Source organism: Paenochrobactrum pullorum, from assembly GCF_041929845.1.
Lineage (GTDB): Bacteria > Pseudomonadota > Alphaproteobacteria > Rhizobiales > Rhizobiaceae > Paenochrobactrum > Paenochrobactrum pullorum.
This window is the reverse complement of sequence record NZ_JBHEEH010000001.1, coordinates 881,201-897,341: the sequence shown is the minus strand read 5'-3', so window position 1 is coordinate 897,341 and position 16,141 is coordinate 881,201. Positions and strand designations below refer to the sequence as shown.

At 47.7% G+C, this 16,141-nt stretch carries 20 protein-coding genes, 2 tRNA genes and 1 pseudogene; 14 read left to right on the top strand and 9 right to left on the bottom strand.

Features of this window, described 5'->3' with window-relative positions; translation table 11 throughout:
* Window positions 1-399 precede the first annotated feature (399 nt).
* From ccoN to JNC77_RS04195, 9 genes are all read left to right on the top strand, one after another.
* A complete protein-coding gene (ccoN, locus tag JNC77_RS04235; RefSeq protein WP_374829733.1) occupies window positions 400-2,019 on the top strand; it encodes a cytochrome-c oxidase, cbb3-type subunit I in 1,620 nt (539 codons plus the stop codon).
* A 13-nt stretch (window positions 2,020-2,032) separates the two neighbouring features.
* Window positions 2,033-2,764 carry a cytochrome-c oxidase, cbb3-type subunit II gene (gene ccoO / locus JNC77_RS04230; RefSeq protein ID WP_374829731.1) on the top strand — a complete coding sequence of 244 codons (732 nt, stop codon included), beginning with the start codon at window positions 2,033-2,035 and terminating at the stop codon, window positions 2,762-2,764.
* Window positions 2,765-2,775: 11 nt separating this feature from the next.
* Window positions 2,776-2,934: a cbb3-type cytochrome c oxidase subunit 3 gene (locus JNC77_RS04225; protein WP_374829729.1), complete on the top strand. Its 159-nt coding sequence runs from the start codon at window positions 2,776-2,778 to the stop codon at window positions 2,932-2,934.
* Window positions 2,927-3,790 carry a cytochrome-c oxidase, cbb3-type subunit III gene (gene ccoP / locus JNC77_RS04220; RefSeq protein ID WP_374829727.1) on the top strand — a complete coding sequence of 288 codons (864 nt, stop codon included), beginning with the start codon at window positions 2,927-2,929 and terminating at the stop codon, window positions 3,788-3,790. The genes JNC77_RS04225 and ccoP overlap by 8 nt, the downstream gene beginning before the upstream one ends.
* A gap of 173 nt (window positions 3,791-3,963) precedes the next feature.
* Window positions 3,964-5,520 carry a cytochrome c oxidase accessory protein CcoG gene (gene ccoG / locus JNC77_RS04215; RefSeq protein ID WP_374829725.1) on the top strand — a complete coding sequence of 519 codons (1,557 nt, stop codon included), beginning with the start codon at window positions 3,964-3,966 and terminating at the stop codon, window positions 5,518-5,520.
* Complete coding sequence (locus tag JNC77_RS04210) at window positions 5,520-6,017, top strand: FixH family protein (protein ID WP_374829723.1); 498 nt, start codon at window positions 5,520-5,522, stop codon at window positions 6,015-6,017. Before ccoG ends, JNC77_RS04210 begins: the two co-directional genes overlap by 1 nt.
* The gene (locus JNC77_RS04205) at window positions 6,014-8,284 is read left to right on the top strand and encodes a cation-translocating P-type ATPase (RefSeq protein ID WP_374829721.1); all 2,271 of its coding nucleotides are present in this window, start codon (window positions 6,014-6,016) and stop codon (window positions 8,282-8,284) included. The genes JNC77_RS04210 and JNC77_RS04205 overlap by 4 nt, the downstream gene beginning before the upstream one ends.
* Window positions 8,281-8,424 carry a cbb3-type cytochrome oxidase assembly protein CcoS gene (ccoS, locus tag JNC77_RS04200; protein ID WP_374829719.1) on the top strand — a complete coding sequence of 48 codons (144 nt, stop codon included), beginning with the start codon at window positions 8,281-8,283 and terminating at the stop codon, window positions 8,422-8,424. The genes JNC77_RS04205 and ccoS overlap by 4 nt, the downstream gene beginning before the upstream one ends.
* A 253-nt stretch (window positions 8,425-8,677) precedes the next feature.
* A tRNA-Gln gene (locus JNC77_RS04195) sits at window positions 8,678-8,751 on the top strand.
* A 189-nt stretch (window positions 8,752-8,940) separates the two neighbouring features.
* On the opposite strand, the gene JNC77_RS04190 is transcribed toward JNC77_RS04195, so the two are convergent.
* The 5 genes from JNC77_RS04190 to JNC77_RS04170 form a co-directional block, all read right to left on the bottom strand.
* Window positions 8,941-9,144, bottom strand: a complete 204-nt coding sequence (locus JNC77_RS04190; protein WP_374829717.1) for a hypothetical protein — start codon at window positions 9,142-9,144, stop codon at window positions 8,941-8,943.
* Between the two features lie 190 nt (window positions 9,145-9,334).
* Window positions 9,335-9,628: a hypothetical protein gene (locus JNC77_RS04185; RefSeq protein ID WP_374829715.1), complete on the bottom strand. Its 294-nt coding sequence runs from the start codon at window positions 9,626-9,628 to the stop codon at window positions 9,335-9,337.
* Between the two features lie 459 nt (window positions 9,629-10,087).
* Window positions 10,088-10,163, bottom strand: a tRNA-OTHER gene (locus tag JNC77_RS04180).
* A gap of 166 nt (window positions 10,164-10,329) precedes the next feature.
* Window positions 10,330-10,620, bottom strand: a complete 291-nt coding sequence (locus tag JNC77_RS04175; RefSeq protein ID WP_374829714.1) for a hypothetical protein — start codon at window positions 10,618-10,620, stop codon at window positions 10,330-10,332.
* Window positions 10,617-10,862: a hypothetical protein gene (locus tag JNC77_RS04170; protein WP_374829712.1), complete on the bottom strand. Its 246-nt coding sequence runs from the start codon at window positions 10,860-10,862 to the stop codon at window positions 10,617-10,619. The genes JNC77_RS04175 and JNC77_RS04170 overlap by 4 nt, the downstream gene beginning before the upstream one ends.
* A gap of 189 nt (window positions 10,863-11,051) precedes the next feature.
* Here JNC77_RS04170 and JNC77_RS04165 point away from each other — a divergent pair.
* Window positions 11,052-11,150 (top strand): annotated as a pseudogene (locus JNC77_RS04165) (XRE family transcriptional regulator); the annotation flags it as partial.
* Window positions 11,151-11,174: 24 nt separating this feature from the next.
* Here JNC77_RS04165 and JNC77_RS04160 read toward each other — a convergent pair.
* Window positions 11,175-11,309: a hypothetical protein gene (locus JNC77_RS04160; protein ID WP_374830559.1), complete on the bottom strand. Its 135-nt coding sequence runs from the start codon at window positions 11,307-11,309 to the stop codon at window positions 11,175-11,177.
* A gap of 162 nt (window positions 11,310-11,471) precedes the next feature.
* Between JNC77_RS04160 and JNC77_RS04155 the strand changes: the two genes are divergently transcribed.
* From JNC77_RS04155 to JNC77_RS04140, 4 genes are all read left to right on the top strand, one after another.
* Window positions 11,472-11,891, top strand: a complete 420-nt coding sequence (locus tag JNC77_RS04155) for a VOC family protein (RefSeq protein WP_374829710.1) — start codon at window positions 11,472-11,474, stop codon at window positions 11,889-11,891.
* A 201-nt stretch (window positions 11,892-12,092) separates the two neighbouring features.
* Window positions 12,093-12,722 (top strand): hypothetical protein, encoded by a 630-nt coding sequence (locus JNC77_RS04150; RefSeq protein WP_374829708.1) that lies wholly within the window; start codon window positions 12,093-12,095, stop codon window positions 12,720-12,722.
* 180 nt (window positions 12,723-12,902) lie between these two features.
* Window positions 12,903-13,709 (top strand): hypothetical protein, encoded by an 807-nt coding sequence (locus JNC77_RS04145; RefSeq protein WP_374829706.1) that lies wholly within the window; start codon window positions 12,903-12,905, stop codon window positions 13,707-13,709.
* A gap of 377 nt (window positions 13,710-14,086) precedes the next feature.
* Window positions 14,087-14,515, top strand: a complete 429-nt coding sequence (locus JNC77_RS04140) for a thermonuclease family protein (protein ID WP_374829704.1) — start codon at window positions 14,087-14,089, stop codon at window positions 14,513-14,515.
* Between the two features lie 156 nt (window positions 14,516-14,671).
* Here the strand turns inward: JNC77_RS04140 and JNC77_RS04135 are convergent, their stop codons facing one another.
* The 3 genes from JNC77_RS04135 to JNC77_RS04125 form a co-directional block, all read right to left on the bottom strand.
* Window positions 14,672-15,097 carry a PRC-barrel domain-containing protein gene (locus tag JNC77_RS04135; RefSeq protein WP_374829702.1) on the bottom strand — a complete coding sequence of 142 codons (426 nt, stop codon included), beginning with the start codon at window positions 15,095-15,097 and terminating at the stop codon, window positions 14,672-14,674.
* Between the two features lie 153 nt (window positions 15,098-15,250).
* Entirely contained in the window at window positions 15,251-15,862 is a 612-nt protein-coding gene (locus JNC77_RS04130) for a hypothetical protein (protein WP_374829700.1), read from the bottom strand.
* Window positions 15,862-16,113: a hypothetical protein gene (locus JNC77_RS04125; protein WP_374829698.1), complete on the bottom strand. Its 252-nt coding sequence runs from the start codon at window positions 16,111-16,113 to the stop codon at window positions 15,862-15,864. Before JNC77_RS04125 ends, JNC77_RS04130 begins: the two co-directional genes overlap by 1 nt.
* Window positions 16,114-16,141: the final 28 nt, after the last annotated feature.

Here is a 16,141-nt window from a genome sequence, read left to right as displayed (position 1 = left end):
CACCTGACAAAATTAAAGAATTACACATTAAAAAAAATTAATTATTATAATATATCTCAACAATACAGCAAATTTAAAAATTGAATAACAAACTATTCTTTTAAACTAATCTTTCAACAACATTTAATAGATATAGATTACATTCAACTTATTTTGATAAAGCGGTAAAAAAGCTGCGGCAGACTGTAGCAGTTCTTATTCTGAAAGAATCTGCGATATATACGGAAATTTCCGTCCGCGTTGTAGCTGTGGGTATCATTGATCGAAATCAATGACCTTGGCTCCACAATTGTAGATAGAAAATCAGAGTCATAACTGTTCTGGCACCGACGCATCTTGCATCCCAAAGTCTTCCGGTGACCAAAGCAGTGTTTTGTCATGCGCCGCGAGGGGACTTTTATGAACTACGCAGCTGGAACCGTCATATCCGGACTGTTGGCATTGTCTGCAATGCTGATGGCCGGATTTTCACATGATGAGCTCTTCAGAACTCATATGTGGATTACATTTGCTGTTATAGCAATTTTCACTATTCTGCTTTTGCGTAATGCAGATTACAGCCTGAAACCAAAAGAAACCGACCCGAGCACCTATCTCGACGGCCCTATCCGTTACGGTGTTATCGCCACCGTCTTCTGGGGTGTCGTCGGCTTTCTCGTCGGTGTCGTCATCGCAGCGCAGCTTGCATTTCCGAGTTTAAACCTTGAACCATGGCTGAATTTTGGCCGTGTTCGCCCTCTGCATACATCAGCAGTGATTTTTGCGTTCTGTGGTAATGCTCTGATCGCATCATCATTCTATGTTGTGCAGCGTACCTGCCGCGCCCGTCTTTTCGGCGGCGATCTGGCATGGTTTGTGTTCTGGGGTTATCAGCTGTTTCTTATCATGGCAGCCACAGGCTACCTGCTCGGCATTACCCAATCCCGCGAATATGCGGAACCTGAATGGTATGTCGATATCTGGCTGACCATTGTCTGGGTTGCCTATCTCGCTGTCTTCCTCGGCACAGTCCTGCGCCGTAAAGAACCACATATTTATGTGGCTAACTGGTTTTATCTATCATTCATCGTAACTATTGCGATGTTGCACATCATCAACAATCTGGCGATCCCTGTTTCATTCCTCGGCACCAAAAGCTACTCAGCTTTCTCAGGCGTTCAGGATGCCGTTACCCAGTGGTGGTATGGTCATAACGCGGTTGCGTTCTTCTTGACCGTTCCTTTCCTGGCGATGATGTATTATTTCGTACCGAAGCAGGTAAACCGTCCGGTTTACTCCTATCGTTTGTCGATTGTGCACTTCTGGTCGATCATCTTCCTTTATATCTGGGCTGGCCCTCACCACCTGCATTATACCGCTTTGCCTGACTGGGCACAAACCCTTGGCATGGTCTTCTCGATCATGCTGTGGATGCCTTCATGGGGTGGTATGATCAACGGTCTGATGACACTTTCGGGTGCGTGGGATAAAGTTCGCACTGATCCGATCGTCCGTATGATGGTCGCGGCTATTGCCTTCTACGGTATGGCGACCTTCGAAGGTCCGCTGATGTCGATCAAGGCCGTCAACTCCCTCTCGCACTACACAGACTGGACCATTGGTCACGTTCATGCCGGTGCCTTGGGCTGGAACGGTATGATCACCTTCGGTGCTGTTTACTACCTCACACCAAGATTGTGGAAACGTGAGCGCCTTTACTCCATCCGTATGGTTAACTGGCACTTCTGGCTCGCAACCCTCGGTATCGTTCTTTACGCCGCTTCAATGTGGGTAGCCGGTATTCAGCAGGGTCTGATGTGGCGCGAATATGATGATCAGGGCTTCCTTGTTTACTCTTTCGCCGAAACAGTGATCGCCATGTTCCCATATTATGTCATGCGTACTCTTGGCGGCGTGATGTATCTGACAGGTGGTATCCTGATGGCCTGGAACGTCTACATGACAATCCGCGGCAAACTCAGAAACGAACAAGCCATTCCTGGCTCGACACCTGCACCTGCCATGCAGCCAGCCGAATAAGGAACGTTGATCTATGTCATTTCTTAAAAAGCACTCAGCGATTGAGAAAAACGCCACGCTCTTGCTCATCGGCTCGTTGTTCGTGGTGACAATCGGCGGTATCGTTGAAATCGCCCCGCTGTTCTGGTTGCAGAACACCATCGAGAAGGTGGAGGGCATGCGCCCTTATTCACCGCTCGAACTTGCCGGACGTAATATTTACGTCCGGGAAGGTTGCTATCTCTGCCACAGTCAGATGATCCGGCCGTTCCGTGATGAGGTGGAGCGTTATGGTCACTATTCGCTGGCAGCTGAAAGCATGTATGACCATTCTTTCCAGTGGGGTTCCAAGCGTACAGGTCCTGATCTGGCGCGTGTAGGCGGGCGTTATTCGAACGAATGGCATGTGCAGCATTTGATCGAGCCACGTAAAATCGTGCCGGAATCCGTGATGCCAAGCTATGCGTTCCTGAAAGACACACCGCTCAAAGTCACTAATATGTCTGCCGATCTAAAGGCAAATATTGCTGTTGGTGTGCCTTACAGCCAAGAGATGCTGGATAATGCAGAAGCAGATTTGATCGCACAGGCAACCCCTGATGCCGATACAGATGATTTGCTGGCACGTTACCCTAAAGCCAAGACCGGTGACTTTGACGGCAATCCGTCACAGATTACCGAAATGGACGCTCTTGTTGCCTATCTTCAGATGCTGGGAACGTTGGTTGACTTCTCAACTTACGATCAGTCGCCTAAGGCGCGATAAGGAGTTTAGTCATGGATTATAATACATTACGCGAATTTGCCGACAGTTGGGGCTTATTGGCAATGGCATTGTTCTTTGTCTTTGTCGTTGCCTTCACCTTTCGCCCCGGCAGCAAGAAAAAAGCTGATGAAATAAAAGACATCCCGTTCAAGGATGATAAAAATGACTAAAAGAGAAGTTGATGAAGTCACCGGCGTTGAGACGACCGGCCATGAGTGGGACGGCATCCGCGAACTTGACAACCCAATGCCACGCTGGTGGCTTTGGACCTGGTATGCGACAATTGCCTGGGCACTTGCCTATGTCATTGCCTATCCGGCATGGCCACTGATCTCATCGTCTACCGGCGGTGTGCTGGAATGGTCGAGCCGTGGTGCTTTCTGGCAGGAGAATGCTGCGGTTGAAGCAAGCCGTCAGGACATTATCGATGCCATTAAAGCCAAAGATGTCAATGAAATTGTTGCCGACGACACACTGCGTCAATATGCGATTGCAGGCGGCGCGGCTGCGTTCAAAGTCAACTGCGTTCAGTGCCATGGTTCAGGTGCGCAAGGCGCGCCAGGTTTCCCTAATCTGAATGATGATGACTGGCTCTGGGGTGGTTCGCTTGAGGATATCCTCGAAACCATTCAGCATGGCGTTCGCAATGAAGAAGACGATGATACCCGCATGTCGCAGATGCCTGCTTATGCAGACGTCTTAGAACCTGAAGAAATCCGTGATGTTGCAGCTTATGTAGTAAGCTTAAGCGGCACACCACGCGATGCTTCACTCGTTCCGGCCGGCGAACAAGTTTTTGCCGATAACTGTGCCGTTTGTCATGGTGACGATGCCAAGGGTGTACGTGACTTCGGCGCTCCGAACCTGACCGATGCGATTTGGCTCTATGGTTCGGGCGAAGATGCAATCATGCGTCAGGTCGAGCATCCGCAGCACGGCGTTATGCCTGCATGGGGTGAACGTCTGGGCGACGCTACTGTCAAACAGCTGGCAATCTATGTTCACTCCCTTGGTGGCGGTGAATAAACACAACTATTCCGGAAGGCAGTTATCTGCCTTCCGGTTCTCTGCTTCTTTATATGCTTTCCTAAGTCATTAACGGTTTGCTCAAGCCCGGCACGATTTAGGCAAACATATATTGAAATGTGGGTGTCGCACCCTCCCCCCCAATCCTGTGCGATACTCAAAAGGAGTGGAAGATGTCAGATCATTCAGACGTCGAACAGATCGATGCCAAAGCGGTCAACTCGCCTAAAACCCGTCAGGCACTCTATGCTGCACGTGTAAAAATTTTCCCCAAACGTGTTGTCGGTGAATTCCGCAACTTTAAATGGATCGTGATGTTTGTCACACTCTCCATTTATTATCTGACCCCATGGCTGCGTTGGAATCGTGGTGAATTTGCACCTGATCAAGCGGTTTTGATCGACATTGCCAATCGCCGCTTCTATTTCTTCTTTATCGAAATCTGGCCACAAGAATTTTACTATATTGCCGGATTGCTGATTATGGCGGGGCTCGGGCTCTTCCTGCTGACTTCGGCAGCAGGACGCGCATGGTGCGGATATACTTGTCCGCAAACCGTCTGGGTTGATCTTTTCCTTGTGATTGAACGCGCCATTGAGGGAGACCGTAATGCACGTATCAAGCTCAACAACAGCCCGTACACTACCAATAAAATCATCAAACGCGTTCTGAAACACGGAATATGGCTGCTGATTGCCGTCATGACTGGCGGCGCATGGATTTTCTATTTTGCCGATGCGCCGACATTGTTCATGGACGTCATCACCGGCTACGCCGAACCCGTGGCTTATATTACCGTGGCCATTCTCACCGCAACCACTTATGTTTTTGGCGGATTACTGCGTGAACAGGTCTGTACCTATATGTGCCCTTGGCCACGTATTCAGGCAGCCATGCTCGATGAAAATTCATTGACGGTCACCTATAATGACTGGCGTGGTGAACCACGCACACGCGGCTCGAAAAAAGCCATTGCGGCGGGCGCGGTTGTTGGTGATTGCGTGGATTGCAACGCTTGTGTAGCGGTTTGTCCGATGGGGATTGATATCCGCGACGGCCAGCAACTCGAATGTATTACCTGTGCGCTTTGCATCGATGCCTGTAACTCGGTTATGGATAAAATCGGCAAACCGCGCGGATTGATTTCTTATGCGACCCTTAATGACTATCATGCCAATATGAACCTTGCGACCAACAACGGCACCGAGCCGGTTGAACCTGCACTCGTTTATGAAGCACCAAACAAGTTCAAAGATGCCGTTCATCTGATTTCATTGAAAAAAATCCTGCGTCCACGCACTATGATTTACTTCACGATCTGGGCTTTGGTCGGCATGATGTTGCTTGGCTCTCTTTACATGCGCGACCGCATCGGCGTGAATGTGCTGCAAGATAGAAACCCGCAATATGTTCTCTTGTCTGACGGTTCGATCCGCAATGGTTATACTGTCAAACTACTCAATATGATCCCGCAGCCGCGCGAATTCAGCGTCTCGATTGAAGGCTTGCCCAATGCGACAGTTTCACTGCAAGACGTTGAGCCGACCGGAGAAGGTAACTATATTATACCTGTAGATCCGGACCGTCTGAAAACCCTCAGACTGTTCGTCAGTATACCGGCACGTGAAATTACCGATGCCCGAACCACTTACACCATTCGGGTCAGCGATGTTGAAGGCAAAGAAACTGCCACCTACAAAGCGACCTTTATTGCACCGGAGAAAAACTGATGACTGATAAAAGCATGACAAGCCGTGGATTCACTGGTTGGCACATGTTGGGCATCATGTGCCTGTTCTTCGGCGTGATCATTTCCGTCAACCTGACGATGGCATATTTTGCCATCGGAAGCTGGAGTGGTCTGGTGGTCAAGAACTCCTATGTCGCTAGTCAGGAGTTTAACGAAAAGGCGATTACCGGCAAAGAACAGGCAGCCCTGCAATGGGAAGTCATCCTTGACTATAAAAACGGTGAATTCAGCTATCAACTGACCAACAATGAGGGACTAGCGGTTGAAGCCACACATGCCACTGCACATTTCAAGCGCCCTGTTGGCGATGCGAACGACACCACTGTCGAACTCGAAAAAATTGCTGATGGGCATTTTAAATCAAAAGTTGAGCTGGGCGAAGGCGCATGGATTGTTGAAATCAATGCAGAAGCAGGTCTGGATGATCCTTATCGCCAAATCCGTCGCTTCATCATTGTTAATGGTGAATATAAATGAGCTGTTGCGCCCCGAATGCTCAAAGCCTGAGTGCTGGCCAGATTTACTCACCTGATGAGCTGCTTCTTGCAAGCCGCAAGCTCGGCGATGGCTTACGTCAAATTGATCTGTCAGTGCCGGGTATTCATTGCGCATTATGCATTCAGACCGTTGAAAAGGCTCTAAATGCAGAACCACAGGTTAAATATGCCCGTGTCAATCTCTCTTCCAAACGGGTAACCGTACGCTGGAATGAAGACGCGACCCCGCCGGCCCTGATCGACATCATCAACAAGGCCGGCTATGACGCGCATATTTTTGAGTTGGGCAAAGAAAAAGATGAGGTTTTGACCCGTCTTATTATTGCGCTTGCCGTTGCAGGTTTTGCCAGCAGTAACATCATGCTGCTTTCAGTGTCGGTCTGGTCGGGTGCAGAAGCTGCAACGCGCGATCTGTTCCATTGGATTTCGGCACTGATTGCTTTGCCGACCATGATTTTTTCAGGTCGTATTTTCTACGAATCCGCATGGCGTGGTCTGAAGGCCGGTCGCCTGAATATGGACTTTCCGATTTCAGTAGCCATCTCGCTTGCTTTCATTATGAGCTTGTATGAAACCATTCATAGTGGTCAACATGCATATTTTGATGCTTCCGTATCATTGCTGTTCTTCCTGCTGATCGGTCGAACCCTTGACCATGTGATGCGCGAACGGGCTCGTTCTGCCGTGCGTGGCCTTTCGCAATTTGCTGCGCGCGGTGCCATTGTTGTCAGCGAAAATGGTGAGCGCAATTATCTGCCGACTGATGAAATCAAACCGGATATGCAGATCATTCTGGCAGCTGGCGAACGCGTACCGGTCGATGCGAAAATTGAAGACGGCTATTCGGAACTCGATTGTTCGATTGCAACCGGTGAAAGTCTGGCCGTACCGGTTGGTCCTGGTTCCGATATCCGTGCCGGTACGCTCAATCTAACCGGCCCGTTGGTGATCCGGGCAACCGCTTCAGCCAGCAACAGCTTTCTGGCCGAAATGGTACGTCTGATGGATATGGCAGAAGGTGGCCGTGCCCGTTATCGCCGTGTTGCCGACCGCGCCGCAGAACTTTATGCACCTGCAGTCCATCTCACCGCCTTCTCGGCTTTCCTGATCTGGATGTTCATCAGCGGTGACTGGTACAAGTCGATTTATATCGGCATTTCTACCCTCATCATCACTTGTCCTTGTGCGCTTGGCCTTTCCGTGCCGATTGTACAAGTGATCGCTGCACGTCGCTTGTTTGAAAACGGCATCATGATCAAAGACGGTTCTGCCATGGAGCGAATGACCGAAATTGATCATGTGATTTTCGACAAGACCGGAACGTTGACCTTAGGCCAACCTTGGTTGATCGGTCTGGATAAAATTCCAGCCGAACATCTGGAAATGGCGGCAGAGCTTTCGCTTTATTCGCTGCATCCGCTATCGCGCGCACTTACAAAATTTGCTGCCCAAAACCAAACGACACGTTTTGAGCTTATTGAAGAAGTTCCGGGATCGGGCATCAAAGCTGTTAAGGATGGCACAACTTATCAGCTTGGCCGTCGCGAATGGATTTCTAATGAAGTTTCAACAACACCGGCAGATGGCTCGCAAACATGTCTGGCGATCAATGGCGAGATTGTACAAGTCTTCAACTTTGAAGATCGCCCGCGCGCTGATGCACTGGAAGCGGTCAACAAGCTGAAGAAAAGCGGCCTGAAGCTTGGCATCATGTCAGGTGACAAAATCGGCGTTGTTCAGTCTCTTGCCAAATATCTCGGCATTGAGCGCTTTCAGGGCGAAGTACTGCCCGCAGATAAAGCCAAACTGGTGCAAAAAATCAGCAATGAAGGCGGCAAAGTGCTGATGGTCGGCGATGGTCTCAATGACGCCCCTGCCCTCGTTGCAGCCCATGTCTCCATGGCACCAGCCACTGCGGCGGATATCGGCCGTAACGCTGCCGATTTCGTGTTCCTGCGTGAAAGCCTCGCAGCCGTTCCGGTTGCACATGCTGTGTCACATGAAGCCAATAAACTGATCCGTCAAAATTTCATCATTTCGATCGGTTATAATTTCTTGGCTGTACCATTTGCAGTGCTTGGCTTTGTCACACCGCTGGTGGCAGCACTGGCTATGTCAATTTCTTCTATTGTTGTGATCAGTAATGCGTTACGATTAAAAGCAGGCAGAGCAGAAGCAAAGAAAATCAAAGCGGCCGATGAAAAATTACAGGCCGCGCCAACCACTTGGAAGGCTGTAAATCGTTGAGTATCTTATTATTCCTCATACCTATTGCGCTGTTTTTGGGCGGATTGTGGCTGGTGATGTTTCTTTGGACACTCAAGAGCGGCCAATATGAGGATATGGACGGAGCAGCGAGTCGCATTCTGATTGATCACGAAGACTGATCAGCTTTCAATAAAACTGAAAAATCGCGCAAACACTTGAAATTTGAGTTTTGCGCGATTTTTTTATGCATAAAATCCAATAAAATCAGCAATTTCGGCCTATTAACAATAGAGAATGCAATTATTTTAAAATTAGTACTTGCCATCTCACTTTCACTTCGCTAGATGAAAGCCACAGATGATGCAGCGGTTGATTTTCATCAAACACTGCCGGCAAATTAGTTCTAAGATACTGATTTTGCTCATATCATACTGGGGAATAGTTTAATGGTAGAACGACGGACTCTGACTCCGTTAGTCTTGGTTCGAATCCAGGTTCCCCAGCCAAATAAAATCAATGACTTAGCTCCAATTTCCCTTAAAATTCATGTCGCAGACACTGAAATTTGTCGCAACATAACGTATTGATTTGTAACGTGTTGCAACATGCGTCGGCAGCGGAACGCGACAATGGCGCGACATGGGGCAACATGTTTTAGCCGATTAGGCGCACCCCGAAAGATGCGCCGATATGGGTCAATTAAGCCCATATGCTTCCCTTGCCTCAGAGAGCATATTATTTAATTCAATCATCGACGCTTCAGCTTCGCCCATCACAATAGATACAGCGTCAACTCTTGAGGAATCATCGCCACTCCCTACAGTTAATGCCTGCTCTGCCGCAGCTATAAAGGCCTTGAGTCCTTCAACCTTAATCGTCAGCCTTTTTATATGATTCATAATCCATACTCCTCGTTGTCGCCTCACTATGAGACGCGTTTCATCATTCCGCTGACTTTGGGTCAGTCGGTATCATTTGCCTTTAAAGCGGCATTTATTTTGATAGAATCTCACTATTACAAAGCGAGATGTTCGGCTTAAGCTACAATATTAAAATAGAACATATCAAGAACAATATTCGTTTTCAGCTTTAAGCCGCAGCCTTCTCCACAATCGCCCTCACAACATCATCAGGCGTATTGGGTTCAAATCCATAACCGATTTTCGACATTACAGCTAAACGTGCACTGTACAGCTTTTCAGGGCTGTCTTGCTGTAAGCGCACATATGCATTCACGGCTTCAGGATCGTTATTGTTCGCAGCTGCCAGATCTTCGCACAGGCGTGCGCCATAACGTGCTGGCTTATCAAATTTATGCGTCTTTAAGATACTAAATCGCATGTCTGCCGCTTTTAGTAGTTCATCAATCAGAATGTTGGTCATGATATTCCTTTCATAATAGTATCTCCAGTGCGTTTTGTGGTGATTGACATAGGGCGGCCACACCGCCATATGTCGCTTGCGCGGGGTTGTGCCCGTGAAGGAACCTAGGGGTTTGATACATTGTATCTCCTCCCCCTAGATGTACGTCCGCCAGCTATGCCGTAATGTTGTGGTGACCCCGGAAACGGTTGGCCTCTAGCTGGTGGTTTTTAGTTCACCGGTGGTGTCGGTGGATTATGCACCACAGCTATCGCCCTATTGCCGCGACGTCATAGCTGCGCCGGATTTCCGGTATTCACTGCCAGCTTGCGACGAGCCAACAGCGAACGTGTCTGAGTACACCAGCCGCCCTATAGAGATCGGACGGACGGCTGATGCCACTTCCCTTACATCCTCCTCAGGGACTGCATAGGGAAAGACCGCACCCTAGCCGCCGAACCGGCACAGATGCGAGCATTATGGAGCCCACGGCCAGATTCGAACTGGCGTAATCCTCTACGGTTGGCGCTTTAGAAGAGCGCACCGATACGTGGGCTTAAGGGTGGCCGGTCACATCCCGTCAAAAATGCAACCGACCTTGCGTCCGCCGAGGAGACAGCAGGCGCAAAACTGTTATGGTTTGGGAATACAGAAGCCGATTTTAATGCCGACAGATATTCCGGCTGCAAATATGAAAACCGCGATTATGATCACATCAAGTGTCATACTGCTTGCCTCTCCGACTTCGGCTGCATCAAAAGCGAAAAATCTTCCATAAAAGTTTTCCAAAATTCGCGGTGCTCATCGAGAATACAAGCCGGATCCTCAATCAATTCAGTCCAGAGACCGATTTTGATTTCAAGGTCAGTACGTGATTGTGCCCTTGTCAAATGGATAGCCGTACGCAGGTGCCAAGCTGCCGCGTGCAGCTCGTTTTGGACATTGTCAGGCATGTCCTTGGCTTCGGCTGAAATGGATGCTGCAAGGGCGTTATAAACGTGGATATTGCTCATGCTGATGCCCTCACGCTGGTTGCGTCCATTGCCGCATAGAATTTGCTGTACAGGCTGGCGACCTCACGCAGCGCGCTATCTGCGGCATAGTTAATCAGCGCGATATCCTCACGGCTTAAGTCGGTTCCGGAATCTTCAATAAGACGCTGCAAAATGCTGACTGAATTCTTGGTCAAGCAGATATCGTTTTCTAACTGTCTAAAAGGCATAACTTCGCTGCTTGCTAACACGACGTGCTGCATTAGTGGTCTCCTCGAAGGTGGGTTTCCTGGCAACCGGCAGTGTTGCATTGGGTTACGCCCACCCGTTGGCCAGCGTCAGGAATTAGTAATCTGTTAATGATGATTCCGGTTCTTACTTGCACCCAAATCGTCAACATATTATGTTGATACACAAGACGCACTTCCGCGTCAACAGAAAATGTTGATAAAATGACACCAGCACAATCACGAGCTGCGAGAGCCTTATTAGACTGGTCGCAACCAACCCTAGCCAAAGCTGCCGGATTAGGCTTATCCACTGTAGTAGACTTTGAAAAAGATAGACGTAAGCTTTCAACTGAAGCCATAACCGCCATCCGCACCGCCCTCGAAAACGCCGGCGTTCTTTTTATTGATCAGAATGGCGCGGGTGCTGGTGTGAGATTGAGGGATCGGCAGAATTGAATTTCCAAGTCTGACGGATTTCATATGATCAATCGGAGCATATTGCTCGGCGTAAAGCTATTTGATTTTCGATAAATCCGCTAAGTAAATAGCTATGCAAATAGTCGCATTGCAAAACTCTGGCGTAAAATCAAAACTTTACTTAGGGTTTTCGCAACATTCATTTACTGAAAGAGATGCAAACCAATGCAATTGCACCGTGGCCGCCTAATTGACCATATCCAGCTAGTTGTGCGTGATCTGCAAGCAAGCGAAAGTTTTTATTCGGCAGTGATGTCAGTGTTGGGGATACCTGTTCTCAGCACGGATCATGGTTACTTCCTGGCCGATGAGCTTACAGTGTCTTCCGTTGATAGTTCCACATCTTCGGGCGAATTGACAGGACGGCATCATCTGGCCTTTCAGGCGAATGATCGCGAAATGGTTGATGCTTTCTACAGGGCGGCATTAGCGCATGGTGGTCGCGACAATGGCGCTCCTGGTATCCGAGCTTACCATCCTGGATATTATGCCGCTTTCGTTTTGGACCCTGATGGTAACAACATTGAAGCTGTTTACCAAGGTGAGGCAAAGCGCAACGTGGCCTCAGTAACCATTGAAGTTTAGACCTAAAGATCAGTCGCCGTTACTAACGGCAAATCGTTCGAAAAAACTCAACAAATTCAACGAACGCAATTTTGCGTTGGTTCGCTCTCCCCAAATCTGGGGACCCCCACGGAAATAAAATAACCCAATATTACACTTTGGAATAACTGGACTCTCAGTGGTGTTTTTGATTTCTTACCAAACTATTACTTGGGGGAAATTATGAAGCTAGTGAGTCTTGCTGCGATATCAGCAGTTGTAGCGTTATCTGCGTGCCAATATAAAGCTGAGCCAGTAAGCGTAGCAACTTACAACGTGTATTCATCATACGATGGTAAATTACCAGGCAAGTATCTTTTATACGTTGATGGATCTAAATTAGATAAATCAATCAAGCCTTCTGATTTTAATTGCTCTGCCCACACCTACCCTATGGCTTTATCAAATAGCTTTTCAGGTTCTGTGAGAAAAACACTACAAAACCTCGTCACCGAACTTGAGGTTGTAAACCATCCAGTTGATAGGAATGATCTTCGCGCACGTAATGCCAGAGGCATGATTATAGTGCGCGGTGAAGATCTCAATGCACGTTTGCGCCTTGTACCAGGCTTATGGTCAGCAGGCGTTGAAACCAACGTAGATATTGCTGCTTCAATTACTGTAGATGGGCAAAACGGCAGGCTATTAGGAACCACAGTTTCGGGCGATGGTAACTCGCAATCTGATGCCGGATTCGCTTGTGAAGGTGGCGCAAAATCACTTACTCAATCTGCAGAACAAGCGATGAAAGAAACCCTTGGCCGATTGGGAGAAGCATTGGTTAACTCTGAAAGAGTCAGAAAAGGGTCATAATATATGCCAATTTCCTCTCACTTCGATCTGACATGGTACCCTCATATCTGAGGCTACTATAATGGCCGAGCTTTTATTCGCAAAAAGCATCATGCAGGCAATTGTAACAATCATAATCTAGCAGGTGAACCAGTTTATATCATTTTACTTAAGTAGTGGGGCATAGCGGGAGGCTATTCTATGTCAGAAGGTAAAGAAAACGACGATTACCCAAAGGGTGGTAAAGGCGGAAGAGCCACACGTGGCGCAATGAATGCTTTAAGTGGCTTTATCCCCCTTGCGGGTGGTATATTGTCAGCAGCCGCAGCTGATTGGTCTGAACGTGACCAAGAACGTATTAATTCGTTTTTCAAACATTGGATTGAAATGCTTAAGGCCGAGATGGCTGAGAAAGAACAAACAATTCTAGAGATTATGCAACGCGTTGATATGAAGGATGAAGACGTTGCATCAAGAGTTGAAAGCCCTGAATATCAATCTCTTTTACGTAAGTCATTCAGAGATTGGTCGGGAGCAGAAAGTGAAGACAAGCGTAGCTTTGTACGAAACCTTTTAGCTAATGCTGCATCAATCAAATTATGCAATGATGATGTTATACGTTTGTTTTTAGATTGGATTAAAAACTTCTCAGAATTGCATTTTGCGGTTATAGCAAAGTTTTACAATAACAATGGCTTAACACGCGGAGAAATCTGGCGTGAACTTGGTAAAGAGCCTGTCAGAGAGGATTCTGCTGATGCAGATCTTTTCAAGCTGCTCATCCGAGACCTGAACACCGGCGGCATTATTAGACAGCATCGAGCCACTGACTATGCTGGGAATTTTATTAAAAAGCCAGCTCAACGAACCAGACCAGGAATGGCAAGTACGACCCATAAGTCGGCATTTGATAACATTGACGGTTATGAATTAACAGCGTTGGGTAATCAGTTTGTACATTATGCGATGACAGATGTACCTATTAAGCTTCAGTATCAAGATGATTAAAAATTAGCGTGGTAACTCCATGACCAGTATCATAGAGTATCTATTCGCAGGAATTAGCATCATGCTGACAGTGGCAATAATCATAATCTGGCTTAAGCCAAATGGTTAAATTCTTGCTTACTGCCGCGTTGCTTTTCATATGGCCGTCACCATCCCTTGCAGAAACAAGCGCACAGTTAGTCCGTTGCGAAGGTTGTGGCTGCAGAGGTGGCCCAGGCTGGCGCATCCATAAATCAGGCAAATGTGCTAGCCATAAGAACTTAGCGAAGCAATGCGGCAATCCTCCAAATCCAACACGCTGTACAAACGAGCTAGCAGGCAGCATCAGAGCGCCTGTACAGCAATTCTTAGCAACACCACCGCCAGCAGCAAAGAACGTGTCAGCCAGGCTACAAGGCCGCGCGTCTGTCATTGATGCAGATACGATTGAAATACATGGTCAGAGAGTTCGCATTTGGGGAATTGATGCGCCTGAAGGAAAGCAGACCTGCAAGAATGCAACTGGTAAGAATTACCGTTGCGGCCAGATAGGCAGCATTGCTCTCGCAGATTATATCAACAGGTCACAGCCAATCCGCTGCGACTACAAAGATACAGACCGCTACGATCGTTTTGTCGGCCAATGCTTTACAGCTGCAGGTAATGACATAGCAGACTGGCTTGCACGCCAAGGGCATGCATTAGATTACCGTCAATACTCAAAAGGTAAATATGCTGGCCCCGAGGCTCAGGCCAAAGCTAACAAATCAGGCATGTGGCAAGGCTCATTCATCGAGCCTTGGGAATGGCGGAAGGGTGTGAGGTGACATTGAGCCTATCAACATAATGTCATTATAAATCTGACGATTTAACATGCATACAAAACATATCATATATTTCTAGATACATGCCAAAAGAGTTATAGCCGCACCATTTCCTGAATTATAGAATAAAAAAGGGCGCTTTCCGCGCCCTTGATTTAATTATTTAGCCCAGCGGCCTTCGTATTTAAACTCAGGAGCCTTTTCAACGGCTTCCTTTGTAGCTGACATGTTTGCAGACCACTTTTTGTCATCTTCTGAATATGTCACAACAATAGATTCAGGGCTTACAATCACATACTTTTCACCGATACCAAGGAAGCCACCGACTGAAAGAACATATCCTGAAAGCTCACCGTCAGAAATGATAAGATCTTTAATCTCACCAAATGTGTTATCCTGACCATCTACAACATTCAAACCAACCAAATTGTAGCTTAGCACATCTGTTGGCTGAGCCGTAACAAACACTTCTGTGGTTGTTGCAGTAGGTGTAGTTGTTGCAGTTGGTGTGGTTGTCGCTGTCTGTGCGCTAGCGAATGATACCATTGCTGCTGTAGCGGTCAGTGCAATAAGAATACGACGCATAATTAAACTCCCGTTAAATAAAAACTTTTCTGCAACCGTAATTATTTGGTTCAGTGGTTATATAACGGCAGTGAAGGCGCATGGTTCCATTCAAATTAATATTAAAATCTATACAGATACAAAAACCAGCTTAGTCTCGCTAAGATTCAGAAACTACTTCGGCACTTCCACAAGCTGAAATGATGCATCTGGGTGCATTCCTGTACCTATTTCGAAACTGTCAGGTATCAGGCGCATATTCATCACTGGATTTTTAAAGCGAATCGAAGCCCCCACTCCGATATAGGACGGGAGAAACGGCTCGATCCTTATCTGCATGGTTGTGCCTGTTGCCGTTGCATTGGCCACCACCCGTGCAATGAAATTATAATCACCAAGCGTTAAGCCTATCAGATCACCATCTGTCAGCTTTAGCCCAACCTTAACACCGGCCAACGTTAGCACATTGCCATTGATAGCCGACAGACTGGCCGAACCTGTTATGGCTGAATTATTGGCATCACCCCAATACGCTTGAGGCACACAAGCGTGTTTAGGTGTGTAATGCACGGTAACAACTCCGCCCCTGCAACGATCAATGAATGCCTCAAGCTTTTGTCGTTGTGCATTGCTGCGCAGGCTAATCTGTGCTGTCCACTGCCAGACAGGATCTGTACTTTCCATAAAAGCAATGGAACGCTGGCCAAATCGTGACATAGAAGTGGATCTAATCAACCTTGGGAAACTTGGCTGATAAATCAGGCCATCAGGTAATTGCTCTGCCATCACGCCAACCTCTGCACAACTGGTGCGCCCGTAATGACAGGTTCAGGCTCGCAATGGAAGGACTCCGTAGCCGTTCCCTCAACAATCCAAACATGGCGGCCACGATGTTGGCGTGCCTGTTCCTTTGCACATTCCCGTGCGTCAGCCGCATCTGTAAAAGTCATTGGATCGAATGTCGTTCCTGCAAACACCATCGCATCATCATCGTCTGACACCGTGAAAAACGCCGGCATAACTGTATAAATTTTCATGTTTCCACCTATAGAAAAGGCGTGGATT